The following is a 26177-nucleotide window of genomic DNA, read 5'->3' as shown; positions in this document are numbered from 1 at the left end:
CTACCCCGCAGCCGGACTTGGTTCTTGATTGCTTCGACCTGAACTGTGCCCAGTTCTTTCCGTTGAGCTTCCTTCGTGAGTTGCGGGGCTACTCAATGGTCGACAGGGACTGCGTGGCAGGTGTGTCCCCGTGTTCCGCAATGTGTCCCGCGACGTGTCCTAGTTAGTGCATGTGTGAAACCGCAGGTCAGGGGCGCTTTTTGCGATTTCTTTATCAAATTTGAGGGTGGGTGGTCAGTGCTGTCAGTGCGGTCTTTCGGAGGGTCAGAGTCTCTTAAACTAGGTCATGTCGTGAACAACTAGGTCCTAAAGTTTATAAGATCATGAAACGATCACGGAGCTGACCTGGTTGTGAAGGCGGCCATTGGGGATGGAGCCCTGGCAGGCGCGTTGGGCACCGGGGCTGGGTTGGCCGGCGAAGTTATGTTCACGGGGATCCGCAGTGCCGGTCCTGCCGTGTTCTGTGGCTACCTCGAGCTCTTGGCGACGAGCACGCCCTGGATGTGGCGGCATTGGACTTGGTGCCACCCCGGCCCACCAGGCCGCAAGCCTCGGGGTTGCGGACATGGTCGGTGGGGTGCGAGTCGGACAACGGGCCGATCGACCAAGGAGAATCGCCCCATGCCTTCCGTCAGAAGATGGCCGGCCATGTTCCGGATCGGACGAGGTTCGCGCGGGTTGCCGCTGACCATCCGCTCTATGTCTGGCTCTGTGGTACGCAACCCAGCGCGCATGATCGGGGATTCTGTGTGAGCCGCATTGCCCAGTCGTGGATGGTGCAGGATGGCGGCGTCAGCCGATAGGACTTTGTGCGGGCGGCGGAGCCGCCGAGGTGCCACGAGCAGGTGGTCTCCAGCCTTGACTTGCGCGCGGAGCCTGGGCTCGACTTGTGTGCTTCAGTGCCCTTTGGCTCGGAACGGAAACTGCGGGAATCACTCCTGACCTGCGGCTTCACATATGCACGATCAGGGACACATTGCGGGACACATTGCGGGACACGAGGACACACATTCCATGCAGGCCTCAATGAATGCTAAACAAGCCCGCGAGCCACGAATAGGATTCAGCTGAAATCTCAGCAGATGCCGCGTCCACTAGGTCTGACTGCGCCTCAGCCTCGATGCACGGTGGGAGCAGCCGGAGATCCCTGACGACTCCCAGACAGAAGGGATGCTGCCGGGGCTGATGATGCAGGCTCTGAACGCACCAGCCGTGCACAATCTCGTGGACATGCGCTCGCACCGCACCGTCTACCTGCACAGCCATGCCTGCTGCGCAGGTACCGCGCAGCACCCAGCCCACGCATGTACGCGGTCTGGCACACCGACCCAGTAGAGGCGGCCGAGTGGGAAAAGGGCTGGCGAGAACCGAACACGCGGAAGCTGCTGCAACTGCCGAACGCGGCAGCCGGAGAGCAATGAGTGAAAGCAACCGCCTCCTTCTTCGCTGAACGCGTCGCACACCGTGTTACCGGCCGGATAGAGAGACTGACGCTGCTGGTGCCCGCCGATCCCGGCCTGCTTCTGGCACGCTGACGGCAGGTCGCGTCGCCGGGCTCCGAGCTGTGGCTGTGGGACTGCCGACTGGCAGAGCTGGAAGAGATGTGTCGCCCTGACCGGCTGCTCCGCCTGTACAGGAACGGGGAACCTCTCCGCCTTCAACGGGCAACAGGCCGCCGCGCTGCGCCCCGCTTTGGAGCCGTCCGCGCCATCACTGTCGCCGTTCCGCAAGGAATAGGCAGAGGACGGCCGGTCAGTGACGCAAGTCCGGGAAAGCTGCGGATGATCGGGGCATCGGGATGCTCTGCGAAGGCTTGCGTGACGGCTTCTTCGAGCTGTTCAGCGTTGTCGCAGGCGGTGTTCAGCTGCCTGAGCAGGGCGGATGTCTGACGTTTCCCCGTGAGCTCGGACACGTCGTCGTTACGCCGCGAGGGCCTGGTTCTGTTGGTGGCGCAGGCGTGTCTCGTGGGGCGTGAGGTAGTCTCAGTGGATGTGTTTGCGCAGACGGCGCCTGTTGTAGAAGGTCTCGACGAAGTCGAAGACGTCGGCGCGGGCGGTGGACCGGTCGGGCCAGAAGCTCTCCACAGCGGCGTCGACGCTCCTATAGTTCGTCAAGTCGCCGTCGTAGGTGGTTGCTTGGCCTTGATGTACTGGTAGATCTCCCGGGCCAGGTACCGCTTGAGACAGCGGATGATCTCCTGTTTGGTCTTGCCCTCGGCGGTGCGCCGGGCGACGTAGTCGATCGTGGGTTGGTGGAAGCGCATGCGGACGATCACGACGCGGTAGAGTGCGGAGTTCAGCTGTCGGTGGCCGTCGCGGTTGAGCCGGTGCCGGTTCGTCTTGCCGGACGAGGTCGGGACAGGGCACACGCCCGCGAGCTTGGCGAACGCGGCCTGGGAGCGGATGCGCTCGGGGTTGTCGCCGACGGTGACCAGTACTTCGGCAGCGGTGTCCGCGCCGATGCCGACGGCGTCGACCAGGTCGGGCGCGTGGGCCTTGGTGAGCTTCCCCGGCAGAACGTCGTGTTCCTTGACCTCGTCGTGGAGATCTTTCCAGCGGCGGGCCATGGCGCGTAAGGAGTGCTTCGCGGAGGCTGCTGGGCTGGTCACAGGACCCGGTTGCAGGCCGGCGCATCGTTCGATGAGGGCCATCTTTGGCAGGCCCTGGAGTTGCTAGCGCAGCTCGTCGGGGACTGTGGCGATCAGGGCCTTGAGGGTGACCATGGCCTGGGTGCGTGCCTTGACCGCGCCGCCGCGGGCGATCTTGAGGTGGGATCATCTCGACCGTGCCCTCGCCACTCTTGGGAGTCGCGGTGGCGGTCCCGGCCAGCACGGCGCGGGCGGCGTTCTCCGCGTCGATGGGGGTCGGACTTGCCGCGCTGGCGGCGCACCCGCCGGTCGGGTCGGTCGACGGCCATCAACGTCGGCCAGGGTGCGGGGTGATGCCGTCGGAGCACGTCAGCGGTGGCAGGGGGGATGTCTGTCCTAGTCGGTGGCTAGCGCACGCGGATGTCGGTGAATGTCCTGTGCCGGGTTCCGGCGCTGGCCTCGGCCCGGATATCGGTGTCTACTGCGGTAAACAGCTCCCCGCCTGCGGCTTCCTTCCGGTCCGGCAGGAAGCCGAGAACAGCTCCAGCCTGCGCGCGCAGAGCCGGGGCGAGTGTGCCGGTGAATGCGGGTTTGAGTGGACCCTGGCATCCGCACGGCCAGAGCGCGCGGCCGCGACGGCAAGCCGGTGTAGCCGATGATCCGCCCTTCGACCGAGGAGGTGTGACGGACCTTCGACCAGGTCTGTCCCGGCCGGTAGACGCCGGCCTGGGGCCTTATGGTGAGACCCTCCACTCAGGCCAGGCGTACCGCCCCGCCACCTGAAGGCGATTCGGTCCAGGTGGCGGACCCTGCCGCCCGGGAAGATCGCGGTGATCGTTCTGGCTGTGCTGCGGCACGACCAGAGCCTGGCCGACATGGCCGGCGGCAACAACGTGTCCGAGTCCACCGTCCGCCGCTGGCGCGACGAGCTGATCACCCTGCTCGCCGCCCAGGCCCCGCGCCTGGACCGCGCCCTGAAGAAGATCGCCAAGCAGGGCGGGGAGGTGGCCAACCGGCGGAACTACTCCGGCAAACACCGCAGACACGGCCTGCACTTCCTCGCCCTGACCGACGAGAGAGGCCGCCTGATCTGGATATCCGCAGCCCGGCCCGGCAGCACCCACGACAACACCGCTGCCCGCCACGACCACATCCTGGACCACCTGCGCGCCGCCGGCCTCGGGGCGCTGGCCGACCTCGGTTTCCGCGGCCTGGACAACGAACTGCGCGACCCCGTGATCGTCACCGGCTACACCGCCACCCGCACCCACAAGCTCACACCCGGCCAGAAGACCGCCAACCGCGTCCTTGCCGTCGGACGGGCACCGGTCGAGCATGGCGTCACCCACCTCAAGAACTGGCGGACCCTCAGCAAACTCCGCACCGACCCCGCCCGCGCCACCCAGCTCCTGCGTGCCCTGCTCGTCCTGACAAACCTCGAAGTCAACCGCTGACGAACGATCTTCTCCGCAGACTCCCGCCCACGACCAGTACGAGTACCCCGAGCACCGGTCACACCAGCCCTTTGACCTGCGACTTCAAGTTGGCGGAGGCTCATAGGGACGCATCCGCACATCCCCGAGGCCCGGATGCTCCAGGATGTCGAACGCCGCGAATGAGGCGGGGTGGCGCAGGGCGAGCTCGCGGGCACGGGTGGGGCTGCTGGCCGCTTGGGCCTGGACAGCCACGAAATCGGGGGCCGCGTCGATGACGATGACCGCCTCGCCGTCGAGCACGGTCCAGGGATGGAACTGCATCGCCGCGATTGTGAGATCCGTCCAAACCGCCGCGACGATCCGGCCGGTCCGGCACTGATAGAGCACGGTCTCGTCCGTACAGAAGAGTAGAAATCTGTGGCCGTCGAGTTTCACCTCGCATGCCAGATTCGGACCGGTGAACTTGGAGATGGATCCGTTCAAGTACGTGACAGGCCAACGTGCGCGCAAGGCCGCAGCCGGCGCATGGCCGCACCTGGACTTGCGCCGCTGACGCATACGCCATGAGGTCACTGCTCCGGCCAGAGGGGGACGGACGTGGTTCGGACCCTGGCTTCCGAGAGGCGGCGTTCCGGCAGCAGGGCGAAGCGACGGCGATTCGCACGCAACCGGTCCCCGACCAGTGCACTTTGGCCTGGGAGAACTGGCCGTGCCATCGACCGGCACCACGGTCGTGTGCCAACTTCTTCTCCGCACATTCACCCCACACCTCTGCCCTTCCACGGATCACCTGCAGCACACGTGACCGTCGGAAACGGCTTGTCGAGAGGCTCCTCTTGGTGCCAAATCCACTGGCCATCGGCCGCAACGTACAGACCGTCGATCACCTCACCCGTTCCCGGGTCCATGACACAGCCGTCGGCACGGACGAAATCGACCTGCGCCACGGAGGGGTGGGGACTGCGGCTCGCTGTAGGCGCTCTACGCCGATGCTCGGCGAGGCGGGCCTGCTCGCGCAGCCAGTGTTCCCGCTGTGCCTGGTGACGCTGTCGCCGGCGCTCGCCCACGCCGTGCGTGCCGAGGCGTCGGGCCGCGTCGTCCCAGCTGTTGACGGGGTCCTTACACTCATTTGTCTGCAGACCAACGCCCTCAAGCGCGGTGGGGGAGAGGCGGTAGAGCTCTCCTTCCTTCGCGACCAGGCCGAGAGTCTTGAGCTTGTTGATCTGTCTGTAGGCGGTCGGGCGGGCCATTGAAGCGGTGGCCTGAAGCTGCTCGATGGTCTGGCCGTCGAGCTCGGTCAGAGCCGCCAGGATGGCAAGGCCGCTGCTCCCGAGTCCGCGGTGCGCGAAGGCGTCCTGATGCATCACCTGGGCTGCGGCCAGCGTGTCGATGCTGGCTTCTTCGTCTGGCTGTCTCGCGCTTGGGCCACTCATGGCCCCCCCAGCCTTCGGCCCTTTGTGGGTGGCCCAGTGGCGAGACATTACATGTGGGGCCTGTCGGACCAGCATCCACCGGGCACCTTCGGTGGGAGAGCCGCTGTCGATCCGGCGGAGCAGCTTGGCTTCCAGGAGGCGCTGGCTCGAGGTGTGTGCGGTGGTCCGACTGCAGCCCATGCGCTCGGCCAGGTCGCGTTCTGACACGGTGTGGTCCCAGCTGCCACTGCGCGTGCAGATCTCCAAGCGGGCGATCAGGTTGCGTAAGTCGGTCTTGGCTGTAGTGCCTTTCCAGGGGGTGCGCTCGATGCTGGTGCGGAACGAGGCCAGTGCTGCGTGGAAGTCCTGGCGTGACGTGATGAGGTCGGTGGACTGGACGTGCAGTTGTGCGCCGTCCCAGGCACGGGCGACCCATGCGACTGCGCAGTCGTGGCCGCGGCGGTGTTGGAGTGTGCGAGCGTGGTGGCCAGCCTTGTACGGGCCGTCGAGGAGGACCTGTAGGAAGGCGGAGCGGTCCCATCCGGCCCGGACTGCGTCCGCCGCGAGGGCACGGGTGATGGCCCAGGCGTGGTCGGAAGAGGGGGTGTTCTTGCCGCCGCGCTGGTGATTGCCAGCGGCGTAGGCGTTGTTTGTGTCTCCTCTTACGAGGAGTTTGTGCATGCGTGCCGACAAGGGGGGAAGCGCGGCGAGAAGACCGGTGCGGTGGCGTGGTGGGGTGTCGGTCCGCGGCGCAGCTTGTGCGTAGCCGTGCTGCTGCGGCGCCCTAGTCTGACTGTGGCGGAGAAATATGTGTGAGTCCACACTTATACCTCCGTGAGACGGGGCAGAGTTGATGCGTATTCAGCGCAGGGCGGGAGGCGTCGACTTCCCGGCGTGTGTTCTGGAAGCGTGGAGGGGGTTACGGGCGGGCGCAGAGCGTGGGAATCGAGTACGGGCGAGTGACAATCGGCAGCAGGTTGTTGCATCATGAATCTGTTCCGTTTTCGTTGTGGAGGGTGGCGCAGTCTGCTGGTGGGGTGCTGACTTCCCGGGCTGGTATGTTCTGCGCAGTGTTGGTTCTAGCTGTCCCGTTCCATTACGCTCTTCTCGGGATTGTCTGGTTTTCCGCCCATCGCGCGTGTATGTGCGGCCTTGTGATGGGCATTGGGCGGTGCCTTCTTATGGGGTAGCAACAGGGGCTACGCGGCTCCCGGTGTTGCAGCGGAGAGGATGCGGGAGGTGACAGAAGTCGTCTCCATCGCTTCGCGAACTGCGTTGCGCAGAAGCCGGCCGTAGGCGACGAGGTCGCACCCGAGCGGCAGCTCTGGTGTCAGGAGGCTTACGGCGCCTACCACTTGAGGCTCTGCCCCAGGCGTGGCGGGGATGCCGGGCAGGCGTCTGATCGGTGCGGACACCAGATTCCATCCGGTGATCGGCGATTTGGTTCGGGCTACTTGGTTGTGGCGTATCTGGCGTAAATCCGCTCGAAGAGGAGCGTCGCGTCGGGCCAGGTTGGCCAGGATCGCCAGGCCGGGCGCATCTGAGTCCAGAGGCGCCTGCCGCAGTCGGCCGGTCGCCTTGGGGGAGAGCAGCAGATTGCGGCGGAATCGGATATCGCCGGTTCCTGCGGCCGCGATGCACAGCCGTTGGGCCCGTAGCGGGTGGTAAGTGTGAAGCAGGACGACCAGCTTGGTTCGCTGATGCAGCTGGTCGAGGAGCGGGCCCACATTGAACAGGGGGGTGTCGCTGAGGGGCACGACCAGACCGGGGACGTCGACCGGCACTCTGTCTGCGGGCTGGAGCTCGTAGTATCCATAACTGGTGCGGCGGCACAGATCCGCATTGACGAGCTGCCTCAGCCGACGTTGAACGCAGGGCTTGTTCAGCCCGCTCTGGGCCGCGATCTCATGGAACTTGTGAGGGCCAGGTCCCAGTTGGAGCAGAATATTGAGCACGGCGAAAGCCTGGTCGCGGTCTTCTCGATCACGCGCATTCTGAGCCTTGTTCACTGTTCTCCAATTTCTCCACAGGCGATCGCGAGGTGAGCCCGCGTCAGGTTCTGGTGCCGCGCCGAAGGCGTTTGCAGGCCCGTCTGCTTATGCAGAAATTCCGAGGTGCGGCGGTGAGAGGGGGATTCCGGAGTCCCCGTGGCCCGGAGTGTTGGGTTTCTAGGGGTACATGCGGCGGTGGGTGCTCAGTGCCCACGGATCCCCGGCGCTGACGATCTCTATGATCTTGAGGCAGTGAGCGTCATAAGCGCGTTCTTCCTCGGGGTCGAGCGAGACGTCTCCGCTGGCCGGTACGGTGGTGGGGCCGTCCGGCAGTGCTTTGAGCAGGCGTGCATCCGGTTCCAGTTGCAGCACCCTGAGCGAGCGCTCGAAGTCCTCGATGAGCTGACCTAAGGTGGACATGCCTCCGGAACCCGGAGGGGTGTCCACGAGTTCTTCCAGCGCTTCTGCCAGCTGCCTGTTGCCGCCACTCTGCGCATTCTTGAAGGAAGCGAGCATGGCGGATAGGGCGTCGATATCCTGACTTCTGACGTCTACCGCGTATAACTCTACGAGGGCTCTCCTGCTATGCCCGTACAACCTGTACTGGACGAGTTCTTCGTTCCGCAGTGGCATTTGATGGTGGGGGGCCAGTGCGTGGTCGCGGAGCGGCCCGGGAAATCTGAGAAATATACGGGCCCAGCTTTGGTAGGCGTGGTCCACCACGGACGCGGCTGGTTCAGGAAGTAACCCGAATGTGTAGAGGGAATACAGGAGCGGCTCTTCCATCCCCATGAACTTCTTGAGCCAGATCGGATCGGCCGGCAGCAGTCTGTGAGGCACGTTGTTCCCCGGTTTCGGTCGGTGGTTGCGGAGCAATGTGATGCCGGCCTGGGAGCGCGCAGGTGCTCGGCACTGGGCGGGTCTGTTGCCCAATCAGGCGGCGCGGTCGAAGAGGATGGTGACCAGACTGGTCAGGGTTCCGTCCGGATGCGCGGTGACGAACCGCGCGGTGCCCAGGCCTTGGCCGACGTGGTAGAACGGGCGCGCAGCATGCTCCAGGCCGCGCGTTGCCGGTTCAATTCGGGCTGACCGCGTGTCGGTTCTGAGCGCATCCCGGATGGAGTGCAGTACAGGATCCTCCGGGCTGCGGGCGAGGGCGAGCCGGAAGTCTGTCAGTAGGAACGGCGCCCACTCTTCGTCCCAGCGGACGAGTGTCTCGTCGCGCGCGTCTGGTGAGAGCAGGAGCCAGTGCCACATGTTGGACGGGGCCCGTCCGGACGGGTGGATTCGGGCGAACTGGTCGTTGCTGGCGGCGACTTCACCCGATGCCCACGCCAGGCAGGCTGCTTCCTTCTGGCTTGCCAGGACTCGCTCCCAGCAGGACGCGGCAGCGTCCCGGTCGAGCGCAGGCTCCGACCCGAAAAGATCCATATGAGCGATGCGGAAGTCAATGACACTGATGTCGAGAAGCGTCGCTATCTCCTGGAAGTGTTTGCGTGAGGGCAGCAGCGTCCCTGACTCCACCTTCTGGTACACGCCGCTGCCGCCGTCAAGTGCCTCGTCGAGATCCGACTGTCGAAGTGGGGATGCTGCCGGTTGTCCTCGTAAGTGCCGGGGCGGCAGACCAACGTCCGCCCGCGTGCGCCTGGACCGGTAGCGCTTCAGTATTCGCTGGTACTCACGTCCCGTGTACTCCTCTTTCATTGCTTATCCCCCTTGATGCCGCTATAGGCACTTTGCGTCCGCAGTCGTTGTGTGCACACCCCGCCGACGTTGATCTCCCATCGGGCGGGATGAATCATGGCGTGATAGAACCATGCGCTCGCTTGGTTTTTCTAGGGGGTAAGTCATGTCAACCGAGCGGAAGTTGAGTGGCGCGCGATCCAACCCCTCCATGCTCCCAGCCCCAGGAGAACGCTCCGCTGGACCTTCAAGAGTCCGAATCGCGCTATGCGTCCAGCATGGAGATTGCTGGGCGACGGAGGTCGCTGCCTGCCCTCCCTGCACCGCGAGGGTGCAGCCGGCCCACCTTCCCAGGCCAAAGGCGCGGAGCATGCGGGCGGCGCCCTCCGCGATCCGTAGCCGCAGTGCCCTCGTCGCACACTTCTGTGCCCATGTAAGGGGTATGAATCTTGGAAACAAAGAGCGCTGACCTGCAGAGATCGTGCCCGTTCCGGTTGGGTGGCGACGGCTGGAGCAACTCTGAGGAAGCAACCCTGCTGAGGGCCGTCGGTCCTGCCTCCGAGGTGGAACTGCCGGGAGGAATGCGCGCCCGAGCCGTCGTCGACTATTCACTGGCACGACGCCTGCTCGCCAGCGATTCCGTGAGCAGGGACGCGCACCTGCACTGTCCCGGCTTCGCGGACGGCACACGGCAGGTGGACGGCGTCACGCTGAACTGGATCTGGACCCGCAACGCGCTCAACTCGTACGGAGCCGCGCACACACGACTCAGAGCTCCGATCGCCGCAGCGCTCAACCGGCGACGGATTGAGAACATGGTGCCCGCTATCGAGGCCATTGCCGACGCACTCCTGGACAAAATGGCCGCTAGGCATACACACATCGCCGACGTAAGGTCCGACTACGCCCAGCCGCTTCCCTCCCTGGTCATCGCGAGCCTGCTCGGAATCCCCGCCGACCTGCAGGACCCGTTTTTCCTGGCTTCCGCGGGCCTGTTTGACACTGCGGCATCCTCCGAGGACGCCGCGGCCCACATGGCGGCCGTGGTCGAGCTTCTGGACCAACTTGTCGAGGAGAAGCGGGCCCATCCTGCGGACGACCTCACGAGCGACCTCATCCGGATCTGCGACGAATCGGCCTCAGCGTTCTCTGACGTCGAACTGCGGCATCAGTTGATGCTGCTCATCTCGGCGGGCACGGAGACCACTGTGAATTCCATCGGCAACCTGCTTGTGAGTCTCATGGCCAATCCCGAGCAGCTCCAGCTGGTCCAGACCGGCACGGTCGGCCTGGAGGAGGCCCTCGAAGAGAGCCTGCGCCATCAATCTCCCATAGCCAACGTGCCGCTGAGGTTTGCCGTCGATCGCATTCAGGACGCCCCCACCGGCGAAGAATTTTCCCAAGGGCAGCCGATCCTGGTGAACTTCGCCGCTGCCGGCCGCGATCCGGCAGTCCACGGTCCCGACGCCGACTCCTTCGACATATCCCGCACCACCTCACGCCAGCACCTGGCCTTCGGTCACGGAGCTCACTTCTGCCCCGGCGCCCCACTGGCACGCCGAGAGACCCTCATCGCGGTCCGCAAGTGGCTCGAACGCTTTCCCGGCAGCAGTCTTGCCGTCCCTGAGACGGAGGCGCAGCGCCTGCTCTCGTTCATCTCGAACGGCTACGCGGTCATCCCCGTACGACTTGGCCCGCAGCGCACCTGAACACTATGAGTGCGCCCTCATCTGGTTCCGCACGAAGGCCCGTGCAGAACCAGATGAGGGCCGTGGATCAGGGGGTGTTCTCCTCGTGGACCGCCGCAGCCTGAACGACACGGGCACCGCGATCGGCTGATACGTCGAGGCGCATCAAGGTCTCAGGGGTGGCGATTCCGCGGAGAAACATCCTGTTCATGGACGCGACCTCCTCTTCCAGGATCTGAGGCTCCTGGCGCAGCGTCAGATCGGCTCCAAGGTAGGCCCACACCCAGACCTTCGCCGCCAACTCCGGCTCGACACCGGGCAGCAGTTGACCAAGGGCCGCGGCTTCCCGCAGCAGCTCGGTGACCCGGGGAATATAGGCCTTCCAGAGGTGACCGAAGTACTCAGCCTTCGACTGGTCGGTAGCCAACCGTGCCGCAGCCCTCAAAATCGGATTCACTGGCGTCTGATGGGCCAGCCCCATAGCCGCGTCCACGATGCCTTGCAGCCCCGGATTCCCGCCCGCCGGCATCGTGAAGCCCTCTTCCACGATCGCCCGGGCGATATCATCCTTCGTTGGGAAATGGTAGTAGAGCGCACCAATCGTCACATCGGCCGCGCGCAGAATTTCGCGCACGCTCGTGGCGTCGAAGCCACGGTCCGCGATGAGTTTTGCGGCGCCGACCAGGATGTCCATCCTGGTCTTCACGGCTCGTTCTTGCCGCTGCGTAGACACACCCGACTCCTGCTGGGCTTGAGAATCCTGTACCTGTGGAAGCGCCGGAGGCGCCCCGTGGCCTGCCAGTACGGGCTGCCCAGACAGGGCGGCCGCGTGGTGGCGTGAGCACTTGATCCCCGGGAGGCTCCGACGCCGAGATCGTCCGCACCGGTGCTGCGCCCACAGTAACGACGTTGATTTCCTTCCCAGGAGGATGAACTATAGACCCAATAAAAACCAAGCGTATGGTCCGTTTTCCATGTGTGGTCGAGCGGCCTCGGGAACCGGAACGGAACCTAGCGTCGGAACCCCAGCCGACAGAAGAAGGCGTCGACAACGACGAGCGCTGGTAAGGCGGCCGGTTGGTGCGCTTTGGGCCAATGGCGGCCGGAAGCGAGCAGGCGCCGCCGAGCCGCCCGTGAAGGAACGCTCCTGCTGAGGGTGCGATGAGGTGAGCCGGCACCCGAAGCCCGCCCGCGTGGCAGCGCTGGTCGTCGCCGCTGGAGCGGCGATTGGCTGCCAACTGCTGTGAGGCACAGCCCTCATGGGGTAAGCAGGCCGTGCCAACGATCAGAGTTTCGCAATTGCAGATTGCTTTCTGAGTGCCAATCACCCATATTTTCAATACGCCTCTCCCGGGCAAGCAAAGGATGTACTTTGCGATGATGAACAAGGTGTTGGAACGGCGTCCGCAGGTGCAGCTACCCCCAGCGCCCCATGACCCGTCACCTCGACTCAAAACACGGAGTAAGCCGATCCCAGGGACACGTCAAGGAAAGCAACAACGCCGAAACGTAGCCCCGCTGAGGAACTGCGAGCTGACGGACACCTCAAAACCGGACAGTATGGACAAGCTCGCTGTGGCCGAGCGCGCCACACAGCTACGGGACTACATCAAAGGCCGACGCGAACACCTCGGCCTGAGCCAGCAAGACGTCGCATCCTCCCTTGGGATAACCTGCCGCGCGTACGGCAACTGGGAGAACGGGCGTGTAACCGTATGGACCGACCAGAAGCTCTACAACCTGGCCGGGGCCCTGAAGATGACCGAGTTCCAGACCACGAGGCTGTTCTGGCTCGCGGTCGACCGCGACCCCCAACCGGACCCGCATCGGCTGAACCGCACACCTCTTCCCCGGGACCCGGACACCACAGCGTTTCTGGCCGACTACAGCGTCATGATGAACGCGCTCTCGCTACCCACCTTCCTGATGGATCACCGATGGGAGGTGAGACTGGCGAACACCGCCTACCGGGAGCTGTTTCGCACTGTACGGCCCCACCCGACGGCAATGCCCGACAAGAGCTTCCTGCGCTTCGGCCTCTTCCACCCCGGCGCGCCGCAGATCCTGACCGATCACCATAACTGGAGACTGTCCCTTCTCGCGCAGCTGTCAGCCAGCTTGGACAGACATAACCAGGATTCCGCTCTCCAAGGGATCCGCCGTGATGTGCACCGCCACCCCACATTGCGCAGCACCTATCTCCATGACATGCCGGACTGGGTCCTGGGTGCCGGAGCCGATCTTGTCGACCACGAGGGATCAATTCGCGAATTGCGCCACCCCGACCCCCAGGTCGGGCTTCAAGCGTGCCGCATGGTTGAGGAAACTCCCCGCTCACTGCAGAGTCTGGGGCTCACACGCATCACCTTCGTCCTGACTGAACATGATGACGTCCTGGTCGGAGAGCAGGGCCGCCCCTCCGACCGCCGCGGCTCCAGTTCGACGCGTTCGGTCAGGTACTGAACCCAGTGATGGCGTTCAAAACCTCGACCAGGCAGAACCCAGCGCGAGAAGCGGTGGAAGGCCGAGCACTGCCGTGGAGGTCTCCATTCAATGTCCGCGCCGTGACGACCACCGACAGTCATTTGGACAGACCCGCTCTTCGCCCATGCGGCGCCGCTGCGCACACAGCGCCGCAAAGGAATTACTGACCGGCGCACAGTTACAGACCGGCCAGGGACGACCGTCCCAGTCGACGGGCGCAAGCATCTCCGCCCTTGTGACTCGTGTGCTCTCATCGCACGGTCACGTGGCGGTCTTCCGCGTCAGTTGGAAGTTCTGCCCAGGGCAGCCTGCTGCCCTTGAGGCCTTCAGGATGGTTGATGGGATGGTCGAGGAAAACGTCGTCCACGACGGCGAATCCGTTCGTGAGGGTCACGGCCTCGGGTGCGAGGTCCGCGACGACACTCTCGGCCGCGTCGGGGAGCTGCCTCACCTGAGCGCTGGTCAGGTACCCCTCCGCAAGCAGGTCTCCACTGTGAGCCGCGATGCGGCGCAGGGTGAACAGGCGGTGCAGCAAACGCAGCTGGCGCTGCGCCTCGGGGTGAGGAGCCTGGTCGGCGGCGTCCAGAAGAGCTTGGGCAGCCTGGCTGTGTGCGTAGGCGTCGACCAGTTCCAGTGCCGGTGTGACGGCGGTGTTCCATCGGTTGAGGGGATTGCCGGCCGGTGCACTGCGCAGGCGCGTACGTGCACGTTGGTGCCAGATGCGTTCGATGTCCGCCAACAGGTCTTGGAGGAAGACCGGATCGTCGAGGTCGCGAGCCTCGGGCGGCGCACCATGGGGCTCCTTCGGAGTGAAGTGCCCAAGAAGCATTTCGCCGGCGGCCTTGACCCAGATGACGAGGTTGTCACCCTCCGCTGTGATGGTTCCCTCGTTGGCCGCCAGCTGGCCCGCGATCCCGTTGGCCAGGAAGAGCCCCTGCGCACCGCAGCGTTCGCGGCACTCGGTCATGACAGCGCGGGCCCGCCAGGTGATCCAGCCCTTCGCTATGGCTGCGAACCGCTCACCGTTCTCCCGCTCCGACTCCGTTGCCTGCGCCCACTGCCGTACCGCGGCGCGGTGCAGGAGAGTCGCGGCGTAGGTGGTGGCGATGGCGTCGATGAGCGGAGCGTGATGGCTGCGGTGAGCGAACAGCGGAACGCTGCCGCCGGCTGTCACGCCGGAAGTCTGCCTCGCGTGGGCGTGCCGTACGGCCACAGCGAGCGCGTGGCGCGTGACGCCGAGGCTGTAGCCGCTCATGCAGAGCTTGCCGGCGGTGACGCGGCCGATGGAGTGCAGGAAACGCTTGCGGGGACTGCCGATCGAACTGGTGAAGTCGCCTTCCGGTGTGAGGCGTCCGTGGTCGGACTGCAGAAGCGCTTCTTGTGGCAGACGGACGTTGTCAAAGGATGTAATGCAGTGGTCGACAGGGGCGGTGGCTGTCTGAGGCAGCCTGCGTATCTCGACTCCTGGCATCGGTCGCCCGGTCTCGTCGCTGAGCGGAGTAAGAAACAGGAAGACGCCCTGGTCTTTGCCGTCCGTGATGAGGCGGGCGGCGACGACAGCGGTTTTGGGACCGCCGGTGGAGCTGGTGTTCGGCATGAACTTGCGGGCAGCCGCACTGGGAGTGTTCAGCACGAACTCGCCCGCGGTTCGGTCGTACGTGGCGGTGGTCTCCAGTTGGGAGGCGCTGTTGCCGTGCCCGGCCTCCGTGCACAGAAACGTTCCTGTACGCCGCAGCTCGACGAACTCCCGCAGATCGCGGTTCGGGCCCGACGTGTGTTCGAGGAGGCTGCCGAGGAAGAGGTTGTAGTGGATGCTCGCCACTGTTCCCAATCCCGCGTCCACCGGGCCGACCCATTCGTGGAGTGCCGTGAGTCGTTCCACATCGACCACGAAGTCCTCGGGGCTGTCGAGCGCCTCGTTGATTAGACGCAAACGCTCGTAGGACAGGGCAGCACGCTCATCAGGTGACAGCCCTTCTCTGAAGCTGAATGGCTCCGTACTGAACAGCTTGCGCCAGGGCTCGTGGAGTTGTTCCATCCGTTCGCCGAAGAGTACCTGCGTCAACGCTGCGCCGGTTGAAGCGGCCTGGTCAGAGAGGAGTGAGGAGGAGGTCACGCTTCGGAACGCTAGCTCATACGTTCAGTCAACTCAGCGTGATGATCAACACGATTAAGATCATTAAGATGGCGGTACATGCTCGTCCTGAGGTGCGGGTAACCCTGCTCAGGACAGGGAATGTGTGAGGACACCCCTCTCCTTCGTAGTGCTACGACCAATCTCGCAGGCTGGGAATGGTGTTGGCCTTCTCATACTGGTCTGACGTGTTGTCACATCCATGCGGGGAGCTCCCTGACCAGCGTCTCCGGTATGTTCCGGCCACAGCGCTCACCTCCCCGGGACTGCTCGGCAAGGCGACCAACTAAGACAGCGAGCTGACACCGGCCGATCTGCTGTGTCACGGGCTCCGGGCTCCGGGCTGGAGGCGCCGTGGCACAGGGCAAGGGTGCCTACCAGGTCTTTGGGCGGGTGGCGTCCGTGCTGCAAAAAAGGCCGGCTACCGCGGTCGCCGAGTGCTACTCGGGGCCGCACCCACCTCAATGGGTGGGTCTGTTCCTCGTCCCGCCCAGTGGCGGAGAGGGGGCGCCAGCCTTGGTGCTTCGCCACGGGGCGAAGTGGCTCCAGTGTAGGAGCCGGCGAAGGTTTGGCAAGCCGCCCAGGTCAGAGGCGTACTCTCCACGCCGAGCCATAAGTGCCGGTGCCCGGGCGTGAGCGTCTGGGTAGTGGGCGAGTCCCCGAGTGGTGACTTGCGGCAATTCCGCAGGGCGGGAGCATGGACCCTGGGGCTCCCGCTGGGCGGGAAGAGAGAGGTAGAGCAGGGCGGGGAGTGGATGGGGTGCCTGTCCCGGAGCAGATTGAGGCTCGTACATGCGTCTTGTCTTGCGACGGGGGAGCTGATGGTGGGGCGGTGGACTGAGGAGCAGCGCGCGAGGCTTGCTGATCTGGCGGCTTCGGTTGAGAACCGGCTGAATACAGGACCTGTTGAACTGGCCGCCATGGAACGGGCCCTCATATCCGGCGATGCCACGCCGATGGGGGACTTCCCCAACGCGCCCGTGCGATATCGCAGTATCTGGTGGATCCGGACCGGACTCCTCTGGCGCGCTGTAGATGACCACGCTCAGGCCCAGTTCGACGAGGACGCTGACCGCTATCAGCTGGCCATCGCTTCGGTGGACGGACTTACAGCGATGGCTCTCGCGCATCCGGTGTCGCAGCAGGAACTGCTCGAGTTCGTAGGCCGGGTCATGGCAGAGGACCTGCCCGAACCGATGAAGGAGCCTCGGGGACCGGTTGCGCTGTGGGCACGGCTCGACGCACCGGTCGGTTGCGGCGCATGGGTGGTGGCATGGCCACCAGGAGCCGCATCGGACTGGCACCACCACGGCGAGGCGATCGGAGCCTTCTCCGTCCTTGACGGGGAGCTTGAGTTCGCAGAGCGCTTTTTACCCGAGGAAGGTGTTCCTCCCGACAACGCGGCCTCCCCGGAAGTGATTCGTCGCGTACATGCGGGCGAGAGCCGCGGAATTGCAGTAGGGCAGGGCCACCTGCTGCGCAATCCGGAAGAACCACAATCAGGCCGATGGGCTCTGTCAGCCCACGCCGGATGGCTGGTACACCCCATGTCCTGTCACGACCACGTGCCTGGGGCGATCACCGCTGACAGCGCCGCGCCCCGGGTGGCGGCGTGAGGGCCGGTTACGGCGCCGTGCCGCCTGCGACGTTCCAGGACTTGACACCGACACACCGGGACAGAGCCCGCCACCGCCTCTCGCCGAGCCTGCCCGTGCATGCGCGAGATGGACAACGCCCGCTCCCGGACCCACGGCCGTACCCGGTGCACCGGCGTCGTCCCGGGCCGCAAACGGCGTGCCTGGAGCGGGCCGGTGCGGGGGGAGGACTCCATGCCCGCAGTCAGTGAGGCGAGGCTGCGCTCGGAGCAGGCCTTGGTCAGCGTGCTGATTCAGGATCCTGCTGGTGCCGGACCGCGCGCATACGCCTCATCCGTAGGGACGAGGGACTTCGGTAATGCGTGGTTCCAGCAGATGTATGGCGCACTCGTCGAGGACAGCTTGTGGAATCACCCCTATGTCACTCACGCAGCGCCCTCGGAGCGCACACGCACGTTGTGCTACATGCTCTACCAGAGGCTGCAGACACGGATGCAGGCCCTGGCCGACGACGCGCGGGCCCAGGCCAATGCTGCGGCCCGACAGGCTGAACTGGCCGTGCGAACAGCGGAGTTCGCCCATCGACAGGCCGAAGAGGCCCGCGCAGACACACAGTGGTGGCTCACGAACGCGCCGGACCATCCGCTGGCCGCCGAGGCCCAGACTTGGGAAGCGCAGGCGTGGGCGAGGGCATCGATCAGTGTCGACAATGCCGAACGCGCATCGAATGCCCGCAAGGAGACCGCTCGCCGCGCAGCGTCGCTGGAGAAGACGGTCGGTTCCGAACAGGCGTGGACAGCCGCATGGGAATCAATGTGGAAGCTTTCTTCTCCGCAGCACGGCGCCGCGCCGCACTACGGTGGCTACTACGCCCGCCAGGTCCTGGAGCACGGGATCGCGCACAGGGTGCATCAGATCGGCGAGGATCTGATGGCCAAGGTCCACGCCCCGGGGGCCAGCGTCGTGCAGCAGATCGCCGAAATCCGGGACAAAATGGATCAGCTGGCCGGCGAACAGATACGAACCGGGAGCGTGGAGCCGATCCTGCCGGTACCCGCCGAGGCCAACCTACAGAATCCCGAGAGATGGGAAGCCCTCCGGACCGAGGGCCAGGTCCTGATCTCGATCGTGGCACATCCGGAGCAGCTCACCCAGAGCGATGCGGCAGGCCTGCAGCCGCGAGACATGAGCCGGCCCGAGCACGCATACCTGCTTGCTGCAGTGATCGAGCAGCAGAGCCTGGGCCTTGAGATGGACGCCTACCAGCTGACACATCGTGCGTGGGCTGCGGCGGAGCACGACGGTGTCGCCCTGGACTCCGGCTACGTCTACGACATGACGATGACCGCACGGCATCGCGAACTTTCCACCTACGGCCCGAGCCCGGAGCAGTTGGCGCGTGTGGCTCACGAACAGGCACCCGCCCTGATTGCGTTGAGTGTGCAGCGCCAGACAGCCATCGTCGTCGCGCAGATGAACGAGCAGCTCAGCCGAGGTGTCGCTCCGCTCGACGTCGTGTCATCGATGCGCAACGGTCTGGCCCACGCCGAACAGCAGGCGATGCGGTATCCACAGGCCTTCGCCCCCCAGGGCACGCCGTATCAGGGCGCAGCACGGTGAACCCTCGGACGAACAACCGAGGACGGGAGAAGGATGCCCGTGACCGATGCTGAGCAGGGAACGCGATACAAAGACCTGCTGCGCCTGATACGGGAGTTCGCACAGCGCTGTGCCTGGGCGGCCATGGTGCGGGATGCCGAAGCCGATGTCTTTGGCATGGAAACAGCAGCACGGCTGAGGAGCGAGGCGGAAGCCGCATGGCAGGCAGCGGGCCAGGCACGTGCAGCCGCCGAGGCCGCCGTACACCAGTTCACCCTGCATGACGAGCTTCCCCTGGAAGTCGCCGCGGTCTACGGCGCGGTCCTGGACCTGCCCACAACAGACGCCGAGTTGGCCAACGCACTGACACATTTCGAGGCCATGGTTGCCCTGGCGGAGGGAAAGACGTCACCTGAGACAGCAGGGATGGCCGGCCCCATGCCCGCGGCTCACGACGCCTCCACGGCTGAGGCGGCTGCAGCCCTGATCCGGGCCATACTGGTGCGACGCGAGAATCCGCCGAACCCGGAGGAACTGGCGGCGCTGCACGCCGTCGCCGTCGCCGCACTACGCCAGGAGGGCCAGGAGGCGGCGGCCGACTTGGACGAACAGCGTGAGCAGGAGCTGCGTCTGGCCTCGCTGGCAGTGGCAGCGGCCGTTGCACGCGCCACCCGGTCCCGCACGCTGCCCTTCCCGGAGCGGCTCCCCGCGCCCCGGCTGTCCAGGGGGCTCCATCTGCTCGACGTTGCTCAGCGGGAGTCACTGGGCCAGCACCGGACCCCACTGGATCGGCACGAAGGGCAGGAGCAGTAGCGGATCTGGACGTCGCCAGTCGCATCCGGTCCGTAGCACCTCCGCGACCGCGTCCCCTTGGGAGGACACAGGCTGTCGATTTCCGCCAGGCGGACCGCCGGGCAGCCCGGGCCCGTGCTGCGGGAGGAGCCGTCATCCCCTCAGCCGTTTCGTGGTCACCCCTCGGCGACCGGTCGAGACTCGGCAGACAGGCCTGATACGCCCAGAGGAGCTGGCACGTGATCAACCACGCCGTTGTTCTCATCCTCACAGTGCGCGTGAACAGGGGCAGCGGCAGGACCTCGATCTCCAACAGGAGGCGGACATGTTGACCCCGATCGTCAGCGACGCGGTGGGCCGCACCCTTGGCATCGAGTGGGAACCGCAGTTGGCCGCCGATCACGGGGCAACTCTGATCCCCACGGCTCCGCCACCCCGCGCCGGCACCCTGCGGGCCGACCTCGCCAGCGCCGACAATCACGCTCTGGCCCCGCAGGCCAAGCCTATTTGCAGCTTGTCCCTGGGAGCCGGAACGGCAGCCGTTGTCTCCATGCACCCCGTCGACCCCGCACCCTCGACCCGAGCTCCACACGGAGTAGAAGCGAACGCCCCCACCGTGGAAGCCATGGCACGCCAGAGCTCCTGACTCACCATCGTGCCTCCCCGGAACCCGCGCCGCACGTCAGCCGACGGGTCGCAGAACGCGAGCGCCCAAGCTCCCCCAACACAGCGCCTTTACCGCCGGCGACCGTCCACCTGCGAGATGTCGCAGGTCACAGCAGCCCACAGACGGGCTTCTGCCCCCTACCTTTACTCCTCAACAGCTGCCAGGACAGCGGCCCCCAACCAGTGCCGCACCCGCCAGCGACGAACCACTCGACTCTCCGCCCACCGCGGTGAGCACCCAATGCGCCCTGCGCAGAACGGAGACACACCCCCATGGAATGGCGCCATTACGCCGCGTGTCCTGAGGAAGACCCCGAGCTGTTCTTCCCTATCGGCACCACCGGTCCTGCGCTGCTGCAGATCGAGGAAGCCAAGGCCGTCTGCCGTCGCTGCCCCGTCATGGAGCAGTGCCTGCAGTGGGCGCTCGAGTCCGGCCAGGACTCCGGCGTCTGGGGTGGCCTCAGCGAGGACGAGCGCCGCGCGACAAAGCGCCGGGCTGTCCGCAACCGAGCCCGTGATGCCTCTGCATAACGCCCGCCGTACAAACCGGTCACGCCACCCGTCAGGTTCTGCGACCCCGAACAGTTCTCGCGGAACCTGACGGGCGCGGTCACATTCCGCCGGCCAGGCCGTGCTCTCCCGAAAACAGGGCGCACCCACCAACCGCATCCTCTGGCATGCCACCTGACGTACGACGGGTAGCAGTCAGGCCCCTGCATGACGCCCACCGCACCCATCGGCCTCAGGCCCCGGGACAGAGATGCACTCCAAGCGCCGTCCCGAGCGCAGAAGCGCGCTGCCGGTCGCGTAGGCCAGCACACCTTATCCGCAGCGAAGTTGACACCAGCACCCCGGCAGGACTAGTAACATGCTCGGTGGGCAGATCCGCGCCACGCCCGTTGTCCAGGCCCCCGCCCACGCCGCCGGGGCCGCTTGAGGCCAAGAGTCGAGGACTCGCGCGCTCCTTCGGCATGACGTGACTACCTTCGTCGGCCGCGACGCGTGGGGCCGCTGGCCGGACAGAAGAGGGGACACCTCATGACCCACGCCCGCAACCGTGACATTGACCGCGCCGTGCGCCAGTACATGGCCGAGCATCCCGGGACCCGATACGCCGCAGCTCGCCGCGCCGTCGAAGAGAGTGCCGTTTTTGTGCCGCAGCCGGACCTGGAGCCCGCTGTCACCGGACTGCCTGCGGACCTCAAACAGGTCTTTGCCTACCTGGGCTCGAATCATCTCCGCCCGCTCCCCGGCAAGACCACTGCCACGACCGAGATGTCCCTCATCTGGGCCCAGCGCGGTTACAACGTGCGGATCGTCGAGCTCGACCCGCCCTCGTCCCGCGCGCAGTGGATGCAGCAGGAGTACAGCCCGCTCATCATCGATACAACCCCGTCCCTGAATATCCCGGTCCTCCGCCCGGAAGGGCAGGAATGGGAAGAGGCGCAGCGCGCCCTCGGTCTGGCCGGCGAACAGGACAACGCTCAGTAACACCGCGCGCCGTCCAGCAGCAGCGAACAGCAGGTAGACGGGCTCGGCAAGGGGCCGGGCTTGCCACGGCCGAGAACCCCCAAACTGCGGGGCCAACGTGGCAAAGCCCGGACTCGCCATACGCCTTCGCTCACGCCTGCGGTGCAGTAGCCTGCCCAAGGTCGCTCAGGGCATGGGCGAGAGGCATGGACGCGACCCGTTCACCCCCGTTCCGTGCAAGGTCTTGCACAAGCCCCTGCCTGGCCCAAGCGGCCCGTACCCGTCAGCTGCCCCATCCGGAACCTCCGCCTGACCTACGAACACCACCTGCGAGACGCCCACACCTCATCAGCGTAAAACCCCAGGTCAGAAGCCCATGCCTTCAGGCTCCCGGCGACTACCTTCTCCTGCATCCCAGCCCGGACCGCCTCATCATCCGTGGGCGGTGCGCCCACCGGCACAGGCCCAAGGTGCGCACCCCGCTGGCCAGTCCGGGCACAACCACGACTCCGCAGGAGGACTTCGCCATGCGCGCCCATACCCACAAAACCAACGGCCGCCAGCACACCGCCCCTCAGGCACGCCCTGGAGCAGTGCGGGAGATCCCCTATCCCATCGCGGACGACTACGTAAAGGACTGGACCGCTGAGCGTGCCCTGGTCGAACTGATCGCCAACGCCCTGGATGAAGACCCGCACGCGACGGTTACCTGGGATGACGGCATCCTGACCATCGAAGACCAGGGGCCCGGCATCCCGCGCACGGGGCTCCTCCTGGGAGCGTCCCGCAAGAGCACCCAACAGATCGGACAGTTCGGCGAGGGGAAGAAGCTAGCCGCGCTCGTCCTGGCACGCGATGCGAAGATCGGCCCCGTCCAGTTCGACACCGTCGGCTACAGCTTCACGCCCATCCTCAAGGCCAGTACCTACCTCGCGGATGTCCCCGCGGCCGACGACGCCCCGCAGACCCTCATCCTCCACTACCAGTACTGGCCCACCGACCGCGCACAAGGAACCCTCATCAGCGTCCACTGCCCCCAGACCGTAGCGGACGAAGCCATCAGCCGTGTCCGCTACCTCTCCACTCCCAACTACCGGCCGCCGCAGGGCCACGCGGAGATCCTGCCGGACGCAGAACCCGGACGCATCTTTGTCGGCGGCATCCTGGTCTCGCGCGACCAGCGATTCGCCGCCAGCTACGACCTGCCCCTCACCACGGCCAAGGGGGAGCAGAACCGCGATCGGACGATCGTCGACGGCGCCGCACTCGAAGCACACATCCGCAGCGCCCTCGCGGCGAGCGCCGACCCTGACGTGATAGGACGATTCGTCGACCGTGCGCTGAACGGGCCGCGCCTGTCCGCCGCCGAAACGTACTTCGACGACGTCAGGGACTTCTCCGTCCGGCGCGCCTTCCGCGAGTACGCGAGCCAGCTCTGGAGTGATGACGACGTCTACCACAACGGGGCGGGTACAGCGGTCGAGGACGAACTCCATCTCCAGGGCCGTGGCGTCACATGCGTCACCAGCAAGCTCAGCCAGCACATGCACCGCGTCCTGATGGATCTCCTCGGAGTCAAGCCGGTACGCCAGGCCGTCGCCCACCACAACCGCCAGTACCCCAAGACGCAGTGGCTCAAGCTGAAGGACGTCTCTAACGCACGCCGTCGCAACCTCGATCTCGCCTGCGCTGCTGTCCGCAGCGTCTTCGGGCTCGACGCGCTCGGCAAAGTCAGGGTCTACCAGGAGGACGAGGGCACGACGAGGTACTGCACCAGCGGCGTCTACCACACGGGCAGCGACGTGACCGGGTTCAAGGAGAACACCCTGGACGACCTGAGTCAGACTCTGCGTGTGGCCTTCCACGAGGGCGGACACCGGCGCGCTGCCAGGGAAGGCAACCTCAGCTCCGCCGACTGCACTGAAGGTTTCGAGTTCGCCATGGACGACATGGGCGGCCACCTCCTCCAGCTTCTGCTCTCCCCAGCCCCGCGCCGTCTCCCCCTACTGGACGAGCAGGCATGGCAGGGCACAGCGTTGCCGGACGGTGCCTATCTCGCTGACCCCGAAGAGCTGGTTAGTAAGCGGCACAATCAGCCGACCGTCACACAGGTCCGCAAGGCCAAGCGTCGGCACGCAGCTCCCGAGCCACGCCGCCTGCTGGCCGAAATCGCCGAGCACCGCATGGCCCTCATTCTTGAGGAACGCGGCACACGCAGTGCGGAAAAGGCCGTCCGATCCGTTGCCCTGAATGCAGCGACCTGGCGCGTGATCGCCAGCCCGAACCCCGCGGGCTATCGCCGGGCCCACGGCTTCACCTGCATTCCCGACTACCGAAAGGCGACCGCACTCGCCGAACTCCTCGGTATCCACGCCCCGGTCCTCTACCTCGGACACATTGCCGTCGAGGGCCCCGTCTACAACGTCCGGCGTGGCACCGACTCCTCTGTCAACCGGCCGTGGAGCAAGCCCCTGAGCATCCACATGCCGCAGGTCCTCGATGACCTGCGTGCACTGGGCGGCTGCTACGCCGCCGAGGTGGACGCCATTGCGGCCATGTCCCACGGGCGAACCCCCTATGACGCCGACGGAGTATGGCTCCAGCCGGTGATCAACCTGCTCCATGCCGAGAGGGAACGGCTCATCGGCTGAGCGCACACCAATGAGGAACGATGGGCGGGCCGCCAGTCGGCCCGCCCATCACGCTCTGCGGGAACTGAACTCGCCCAGACCCCCACGATTGCACCTGGCGGCGGCGGACGCCGCGGCCGGGGCACGGGGCCGCGCGTGCGCAAGGCCACGGCCGGTGCCGGAGGTTCGCGCCGATCCGCTCAGCGACTGTCGCCAGCACCCCGACACTGACTGCCGCCACGGCCGCCGGAGGGGACCCTCGCACCGGGCTCGCCAAGGGCCTTCTTCAGCACAATGGCCGCAGGGGCAAAGGCCACCTCCTGCTCACCCGGCGCGCCCCGGCGCGCTCCAGCGCCTCCAGCCCCAGACTCCACTTCGGCGGAATGGGCCCACGCTCCAGCCGTTCCGTGAGCACATGGGCGAACCCATCTGAGGACGTCCAGGAACGCACCTCTGACGCCGAAGCACCACGAACACCGGCGGCCAACAGCACACACCGCACCACCAGTTCGGCACAGGCATCTCAGAAACCAACAACGGACCCCGGAACAAGGCCCTCATCGACAGAGGCAGCCGCCCTCAACTCGGCGACCTGGGGATCCGTACACGACCTCACTACCTCATCGGTCAGCCCAGCACGACTCAACGCCGACAACCGTCTCAGCGCCCCTACGAACCGCGATGAGCAGCCCTACCACACCCAAGAATGCCCGCCGGCCCGCCCAGTCCGCCACCAACGGACCCGGGCATATGCCGCTTCACCACCGCACCAATGCCACACCTGCGACGCCGGGCGGACGCGGCGCACGCCCGGGCCGGCGAGAGCCTTTGCACCCGCCGCAACCAACGTGGCGGAGAAGACGCAGGTCAAGGCGTCAACGGAATCGAGCCACGGTGAGTAGCTTCCTCCCTCATGAAGCAGGAGGGGGCACCGGTCACCGCCTCGCCCTCCCCTCGGTCTGACAATGCGAAGGAGGGCCCCACCGTCATGACAGCCCACATCGAGCCAGAAGCGCCAGCTGCCAGCCGACCAGCCCACCGCACTCCGTCCGTCGAGGTTCTCCTGGCGCTGCACCGCAGGCCCGGTGCCGACGACGCGCCACGACCGTACGACGAGATAGTCCTGACCACTGAGAGAGCCAGCGAGGACCCCGCAAGCGACGAAAGACAGACCCACTGACGCCACACACCTACCCCACCGACTCAAGGTCCGCACCCAGGGGTGCCAGACCAACCAACCTGCGAAATCGCCGAGTCCGCCCCACCCCCGTCCTGCTCGCCCGGCGCATGCCCACGACACCGAAGGCAACCCCGAGGCCATCGGACTCGCAGCGATCGCACACACCTGCCGAGGTACGCCATGAATCTCGACGCACTCAACGACCGACACCGCTCCGCTGTACTTGCCCGACTGCCGACCGAGGCGCAAGCCAGCCACACGACATCAGACAAGCGCCACCCCGTTTCAACCGTCTCCTGGACTCACCCACCGACAGGTACGACAGGCCGGTGGGTAGCCACGAAGCCCTCCGAGTCGGGATACAGGCAACAGCACCTTGAGCTGAATCGGCTCCCGCTTGCGAGTGCCGTCCGTGTGCTGAATGCCGTGCTGCCCGGAGCGATTGTTGAACAGACCCCCTTCAGCGGGACAGGCACCACTGCCCCCCTCGGTGCCGCAGCTCAGTACCTGGTCCGGCGGGTCCACCACTCGCTGTACCCCGCAGGGGAGCGAGGCGACGTCGGCGCCGAGTGGACGTCCGGCCTGTGCGCGGACTGGTTCGGCCCGACAACCGTGACCATCACCCTCACTGACGCTGGGTTGAACGCGATCGCCACCCTGCGGATCCACACCAGCCCCCACCTTCTCGAACTCGCCGTGAACGGGTACACCGAGGCACTGCCCAGCGCCGAGGGATACGCGGAGTTGACCGGCCGGGCCGACTCCACCTGACCGCCCTGACGTACTGGACACGGGCAGCACCACATCCGCGGACGAAGACCCAATGCGCT

Annotated in this window: 20 protein-coding genes; 11 read left to right on the top strand and 9 right to left on the bottom strand. The window is 65.8% G+C overall.

Annotation, left to right across the window (positions count from 1 at the left end; translation table 11 throughout):
- Window positions 1-1982 precede the first annotated feature (1982 nt).
- Both ACZ7IB_RS35260 and ACZ7IB_RS35255 read right to left on the bottom strand, forming a co-directional pair.
- Window positions 1983-2114 carry a hypothetical protein gene (locus ACZ7IB_RS35260; protein ID WP_470918258.1) on the bottom strand — a complete coding sequence of 44 codons (132 nt, stop codon included), beginning with the start codon at window positions 2112-2114 and terminating at the stop codon, window positions 1983-1985.
- Window positions 2111-2608: a transposase gene (locus ACZ7IB_RS35255; RefSeq protein ID WP_470918256.1), complete on the bottom strand. Its 498-nt coding sequence runs from the start codon at window positions 2606-2608 to the stop codon at window positions 2111-2113. Before ACZ7IB_RS35255 ends, ACZ7IB_RS35260 begins: the two co-directional genes overlap by 4 nt.
- Before the next feature lie 809 nt (window positions 2609-3417).
- Between ACZ7IB_RS35255 and ACZ7IB_RS35250 the strand changes: the two genes are divergently transcribed.
- Window positions 3418-4041 carry a transposase family protein gene (locus tag ACZ7IB_RS35250; protein WP_470918255.1) on the top strand — a complete coding sequence of 208 codons (624 nt, stop codon included), beginning with the start codon at window positions 3418-3420 and terminating at the stop codon, window positions 4039-4041.
- A gap of 84 nt (window positions 4042-4125) precedes the next feature.
- Here ACZ7IB_RS35250 and ACZ7IB_RS35245 read toward each other — a convergent pair whose 3' ends face one another.
- The 5 genes from ACZ7IB_RS35245 to ACZ7IB_RS35225 form a co-directional block, all read right to left on the bottom strand.
- The gene (locus tag ACZ7IB_RS35245; protein ID WP_470918253.1) at window positions 4126-4506 is read right to left on the bottom strand and encodes an ATP-dependent DNA ligase; all 381 of its coding nucleotides are present in this window, start codon (window positions 4504-4506) and stop codon (window positions 4126-4128) included.
- 275 nt (window positions 4507-4781) lie between these two features.
- The gene (locus tag ACZ7IB_RS35240) at window positions 4782-6128 is read right to left on the bottom strand and encodes a helix-turn-helix domain-containing protein (RefSeq protein ID WP_470918251.1); all 1347 of its coding nucleotides are present in this window, start codon (window positions 6126-6128) and stop codon (window positions 4782-4784) included.
- A gap of 506 nt (window positions 6129-6634) precedes the next feature.
- Complete coding sequence (locus tag ACZ7IB_RS35235) at window positions 6635-7444, bottom strand: helix-turn-helix domain-containing protein (RefSeq protein WP_470918249.1); 810 nt, start codon at window positions 7442-7444, stop codon at window positions 6635-6637.
- A gap of 159 nt (window positions 7445-7603) precedes the next feature.
- Window positions 7604-8266: a hypothetical protein gene (locus ACZ7IB_RS35230; RefSeq protein ID WP_470918248.1), complete on the bottom strand. Its 663-nt coding sequence runs from the start codon at window positions 8264-8266 to the stop codon at window positions 7604-7606.
- A gap of 93 nt (window positions 8267-8359) precedes the next feature.
- Window positions 8360-8962 (bottom strand): MmyB family transcriptional regulator, encoded by a 603-nt coding sequence (locus tag ACZ7IB_RS35225; RefSeq protein ID WP_470918246.1) that lies wholly within the window; start codon window positions 8960-8962, stop codon window positions 8360-8362.
- A 728-nt stretch (window positions 8963-9690) separates the two neighbouring features.
- Here ACZ7IB_RS35225 and ACZ7IB_RS35220 point away from each other — a divergent pair.
- Entirely contained in the window at window positions 9691-10818 is a 1128-nt protein-coding gene (locus ACZ7IB_RS35220; protein WP_470918244.1) for a cytochrome P450, read from the top strand.
- Window positions 10819-10885: 67 nt separating this feature from the next.
- Here the strand turns inward: ACZ7IB_RS35220 and ACZ7IB_RS35215 are convergent, their stop codons facing one another.
- On the bottom strand, window positions 10886-11491 hold the full coding sequence (locus tag ACZ7IB_RS35215) for a TetR family transcriptional regulator (RefSeq protein WP_470918243.1): 606 nt from the start codon (window positions 11489-11491) through the stop codon (window positions 10886-10888).
- A gap of 866 nt (window positions 11492-12357) precedes the next feature.
- Here ACZ7IB_RS35215 and ACZ7IB_RS35210 point away from each other — a divergent pair.
- On the top strand, window positions 12358-13260 hold the full coding sequence (locus ACZ7IB_RS35210; RefSeq protein WP_470918242.1) for an MmyB family transcriptional regulator: 903 nt from the start codon (window positions 12358-12360) through the stop codon (window positions 13258-13260).
- A gap of 271 nt (window positions 13261-13531) precedes the next feature.
- On the opposite strand, the gene ACZ7IB_RS35205 is transcribed toward ACZ7IB_RS35210, so the two are convergent.
- The gene (locus tag ACZ7IB_RS35205) at window positions 13532-15319 is read right to left on the bottom strand and encodes an acyl-CoA dehydrogenase family protein (protein ID WP_470918304.1); all 1788 of its coding nucleotides are present in this window, start codon (window positions 15317-15319) and stop codon (window positions 13532-13534) included.
- Between the two features lie 917 nt (window positions 15320-16236).
- Here ACZ7IB_RS35205 and ACZ7IB_RS35200 point away from each other — a divergent pair.
- From ACZ7IB_RS35200 to ACZ7IB_RS35165, 8 genes are all read left to right on the top strand, one after another.
- Window positions 16237-17031, top strand: a complete 795-nt coding sequence (locus ACZ7IB_RS35200; RefSeq protein ID WP_470918241.1) for a cupin domain-containing protein — start codon at window positions 16237-16239, stop codon at window positions 17029-17031.
- 213 nt (window positions 17032-17244) lie between these two features.
- Window positions 17245-18630, top strand: a complete 1386-nt coding sequence (locus ACZ7IB_RS35195) for a hypothetical protein (protein WP_470918239.1) — start codon at window positions 17245-17247, stop codon at window positions 18628-18630.
- A gap of 39 nt (window positions 18631-18669) precedes the next feature.
- Window positions 18670-19422, top strand: a complete 753-nt coding sequence (locus tag ACZ7IB_RS35190) for a hypothetical protein (RefSeq protein ID WP_470918237.1) — start codon at window positions 18670-18672, stop codon at window positions 19420-19422.
- Window positions 19423-19726: 304 nt separating this feature from the next.
- The gene (locus ACZ7IB_RS35185) at window positions 19727-20047 is read left to right on the top strand and encodes a hypothetical protein (RefSeq protein WP_470918235.1); all 321 of its coding nucleotides are present in this window, start codon (window positions 19727-19729) and stop codon (window positions 20045-20047) included.
- 293 nt (window positions 20048-20340) lie between these two features.
- Window positions 20341-20598 carry a WhiB family transcriptional regulator gene (locus ACZ7IB_RS35180; RefSeq protein WP_470918233.1) on the top strand — a complete coding sequence of 86 codons (258 nt, stop codon included), beginning with the start codon at window positions 20341-20343 and terminating at the stop codon, window positions 20596-20598.
- A 507-nt stretch (window positions 20599-21105) separates the two neighbouring features.
- Window positions 21106-21558: a P-loop NTPase family protein gene (locus tag ACZ7IB_RS35175; RefSeq protein ID WP_470918231.1), complete on the top strand. Its 453-nt coding sequence runs from the start codon at window positions 21106-21108 to the stop codon at window positions 21556-21558.
- Between the two features lie 506 nt (window positions 21559-22064).
- Window positions 22065-24188, top strand: coding sequence for an ATP-binding protein (locus ACZ7IB_RS35170; RefSeq protein WP_470918230.1), 2124 nt, complete (start codon window positions 22065-22067; stop codon window positions 24186-24188).
- 1585 nt (window positions 24189-25773) lie between these two features.
- Window positions 25774-26118, top strand: coding sequence for a hypothetical protein (locus tag ACZ7IB_RS35165; RefSeq protein ID WP_470918228.1), 345 nt, complete (start codon window positions 25774-25776; stop codon window positions 26116-26118).
- Window positions 26119-26177 lie beyond the last annotated feature (59 nt).

Source organism: Streptomyces sp. NPDC037301 (genome assembly GCF_055602785.1).
The sequence above is the reverse complement of the archived record's forward strand: the minus strand, read 5'-3'. Positions and strand labels throughout refer to the sequence as shown.

What these genes read in the sequence shown, in the direction of transcription:
- ACZ7IB_RS35220 (WP_470918244.1), top strand. Translation starts at nt 9,691, where the DNA reads ATGCGCGCCCGAGCCGTCGTCGACTATTCACTGGCACGACGCCTGCTC.
- ACZ7IB_RS35215 (WP_470918243.1), bottom strand. Translation starts at nt 11,491, where the DNA reads ATGGACATCCTGGTCGGCGCCGCAAAACTCATCGCGGACCGTGGCTTC.
- ACZ7IB_RS35210 (WP_470918242.1), top strand. Translation starts at nt 12,358, where the DNA reads ATGGACAAGCTCGCTGTGGCCGAGCGCGCCACACAGCTACGGGACTAC.
- ACZ7IB_RS35205 (WP_470918304.1), bottom strand. Translation starts at nt 15,319, where the DNA reads ATGGAACAACTCCACGAGCCCTGGCGCAAGCTGTTCAGTACGGAGCCA.
- ACZ7IB_RS35200 (WP_470918241.1), top strand. Translation starts at nt 16,237, where the DNA reads ATGGTGGGGCGGTGGACTGAGGAGCAGCGCGCGAGGCTTGCTGATCTG.
- ACZ7IB_RS35195 (WP_470918239.1), top strand. Translation starts at nt 17,245, where the DNA reads ATGCCCGCAGTCAGTGAGGCGAGGCTGCGCTCGGAGCAGGCCTTGGTC.
- ACZ7IB_RS35185 (WP_470918235.1), top strand. Translation starts at nt 19,727, where the DNA reads ATGTTGACCCCGATCGTCAGCGACGCGGTGGGCCGCACCCTTGGCATC.
- ACZ7IB_RS35180 (WP_470918233.1), top strand. Translation starts at nt 20,341, where the DNA reads ATGGAATGGCGCCATTACGCCGCGTGTCCTGAGGAAGACCCCGAGCTG.
- ACZ7IB_RS35175 (WP_470918231.1), top strand. Translation starts at nt 21,106, where the DNA reads ATGACCCACGCCCGCAACCGTGACATTGACCGCGCCGTGCGCCAGTAC.
- ACZ7IB_RS35170 (WP_470918230.1), top strand. Translation starts at nt 22,065, where the DNA reads ATGCGCGCCCATACCCACAAAACCAACGGCCGCCAGCACACCGCCCCT.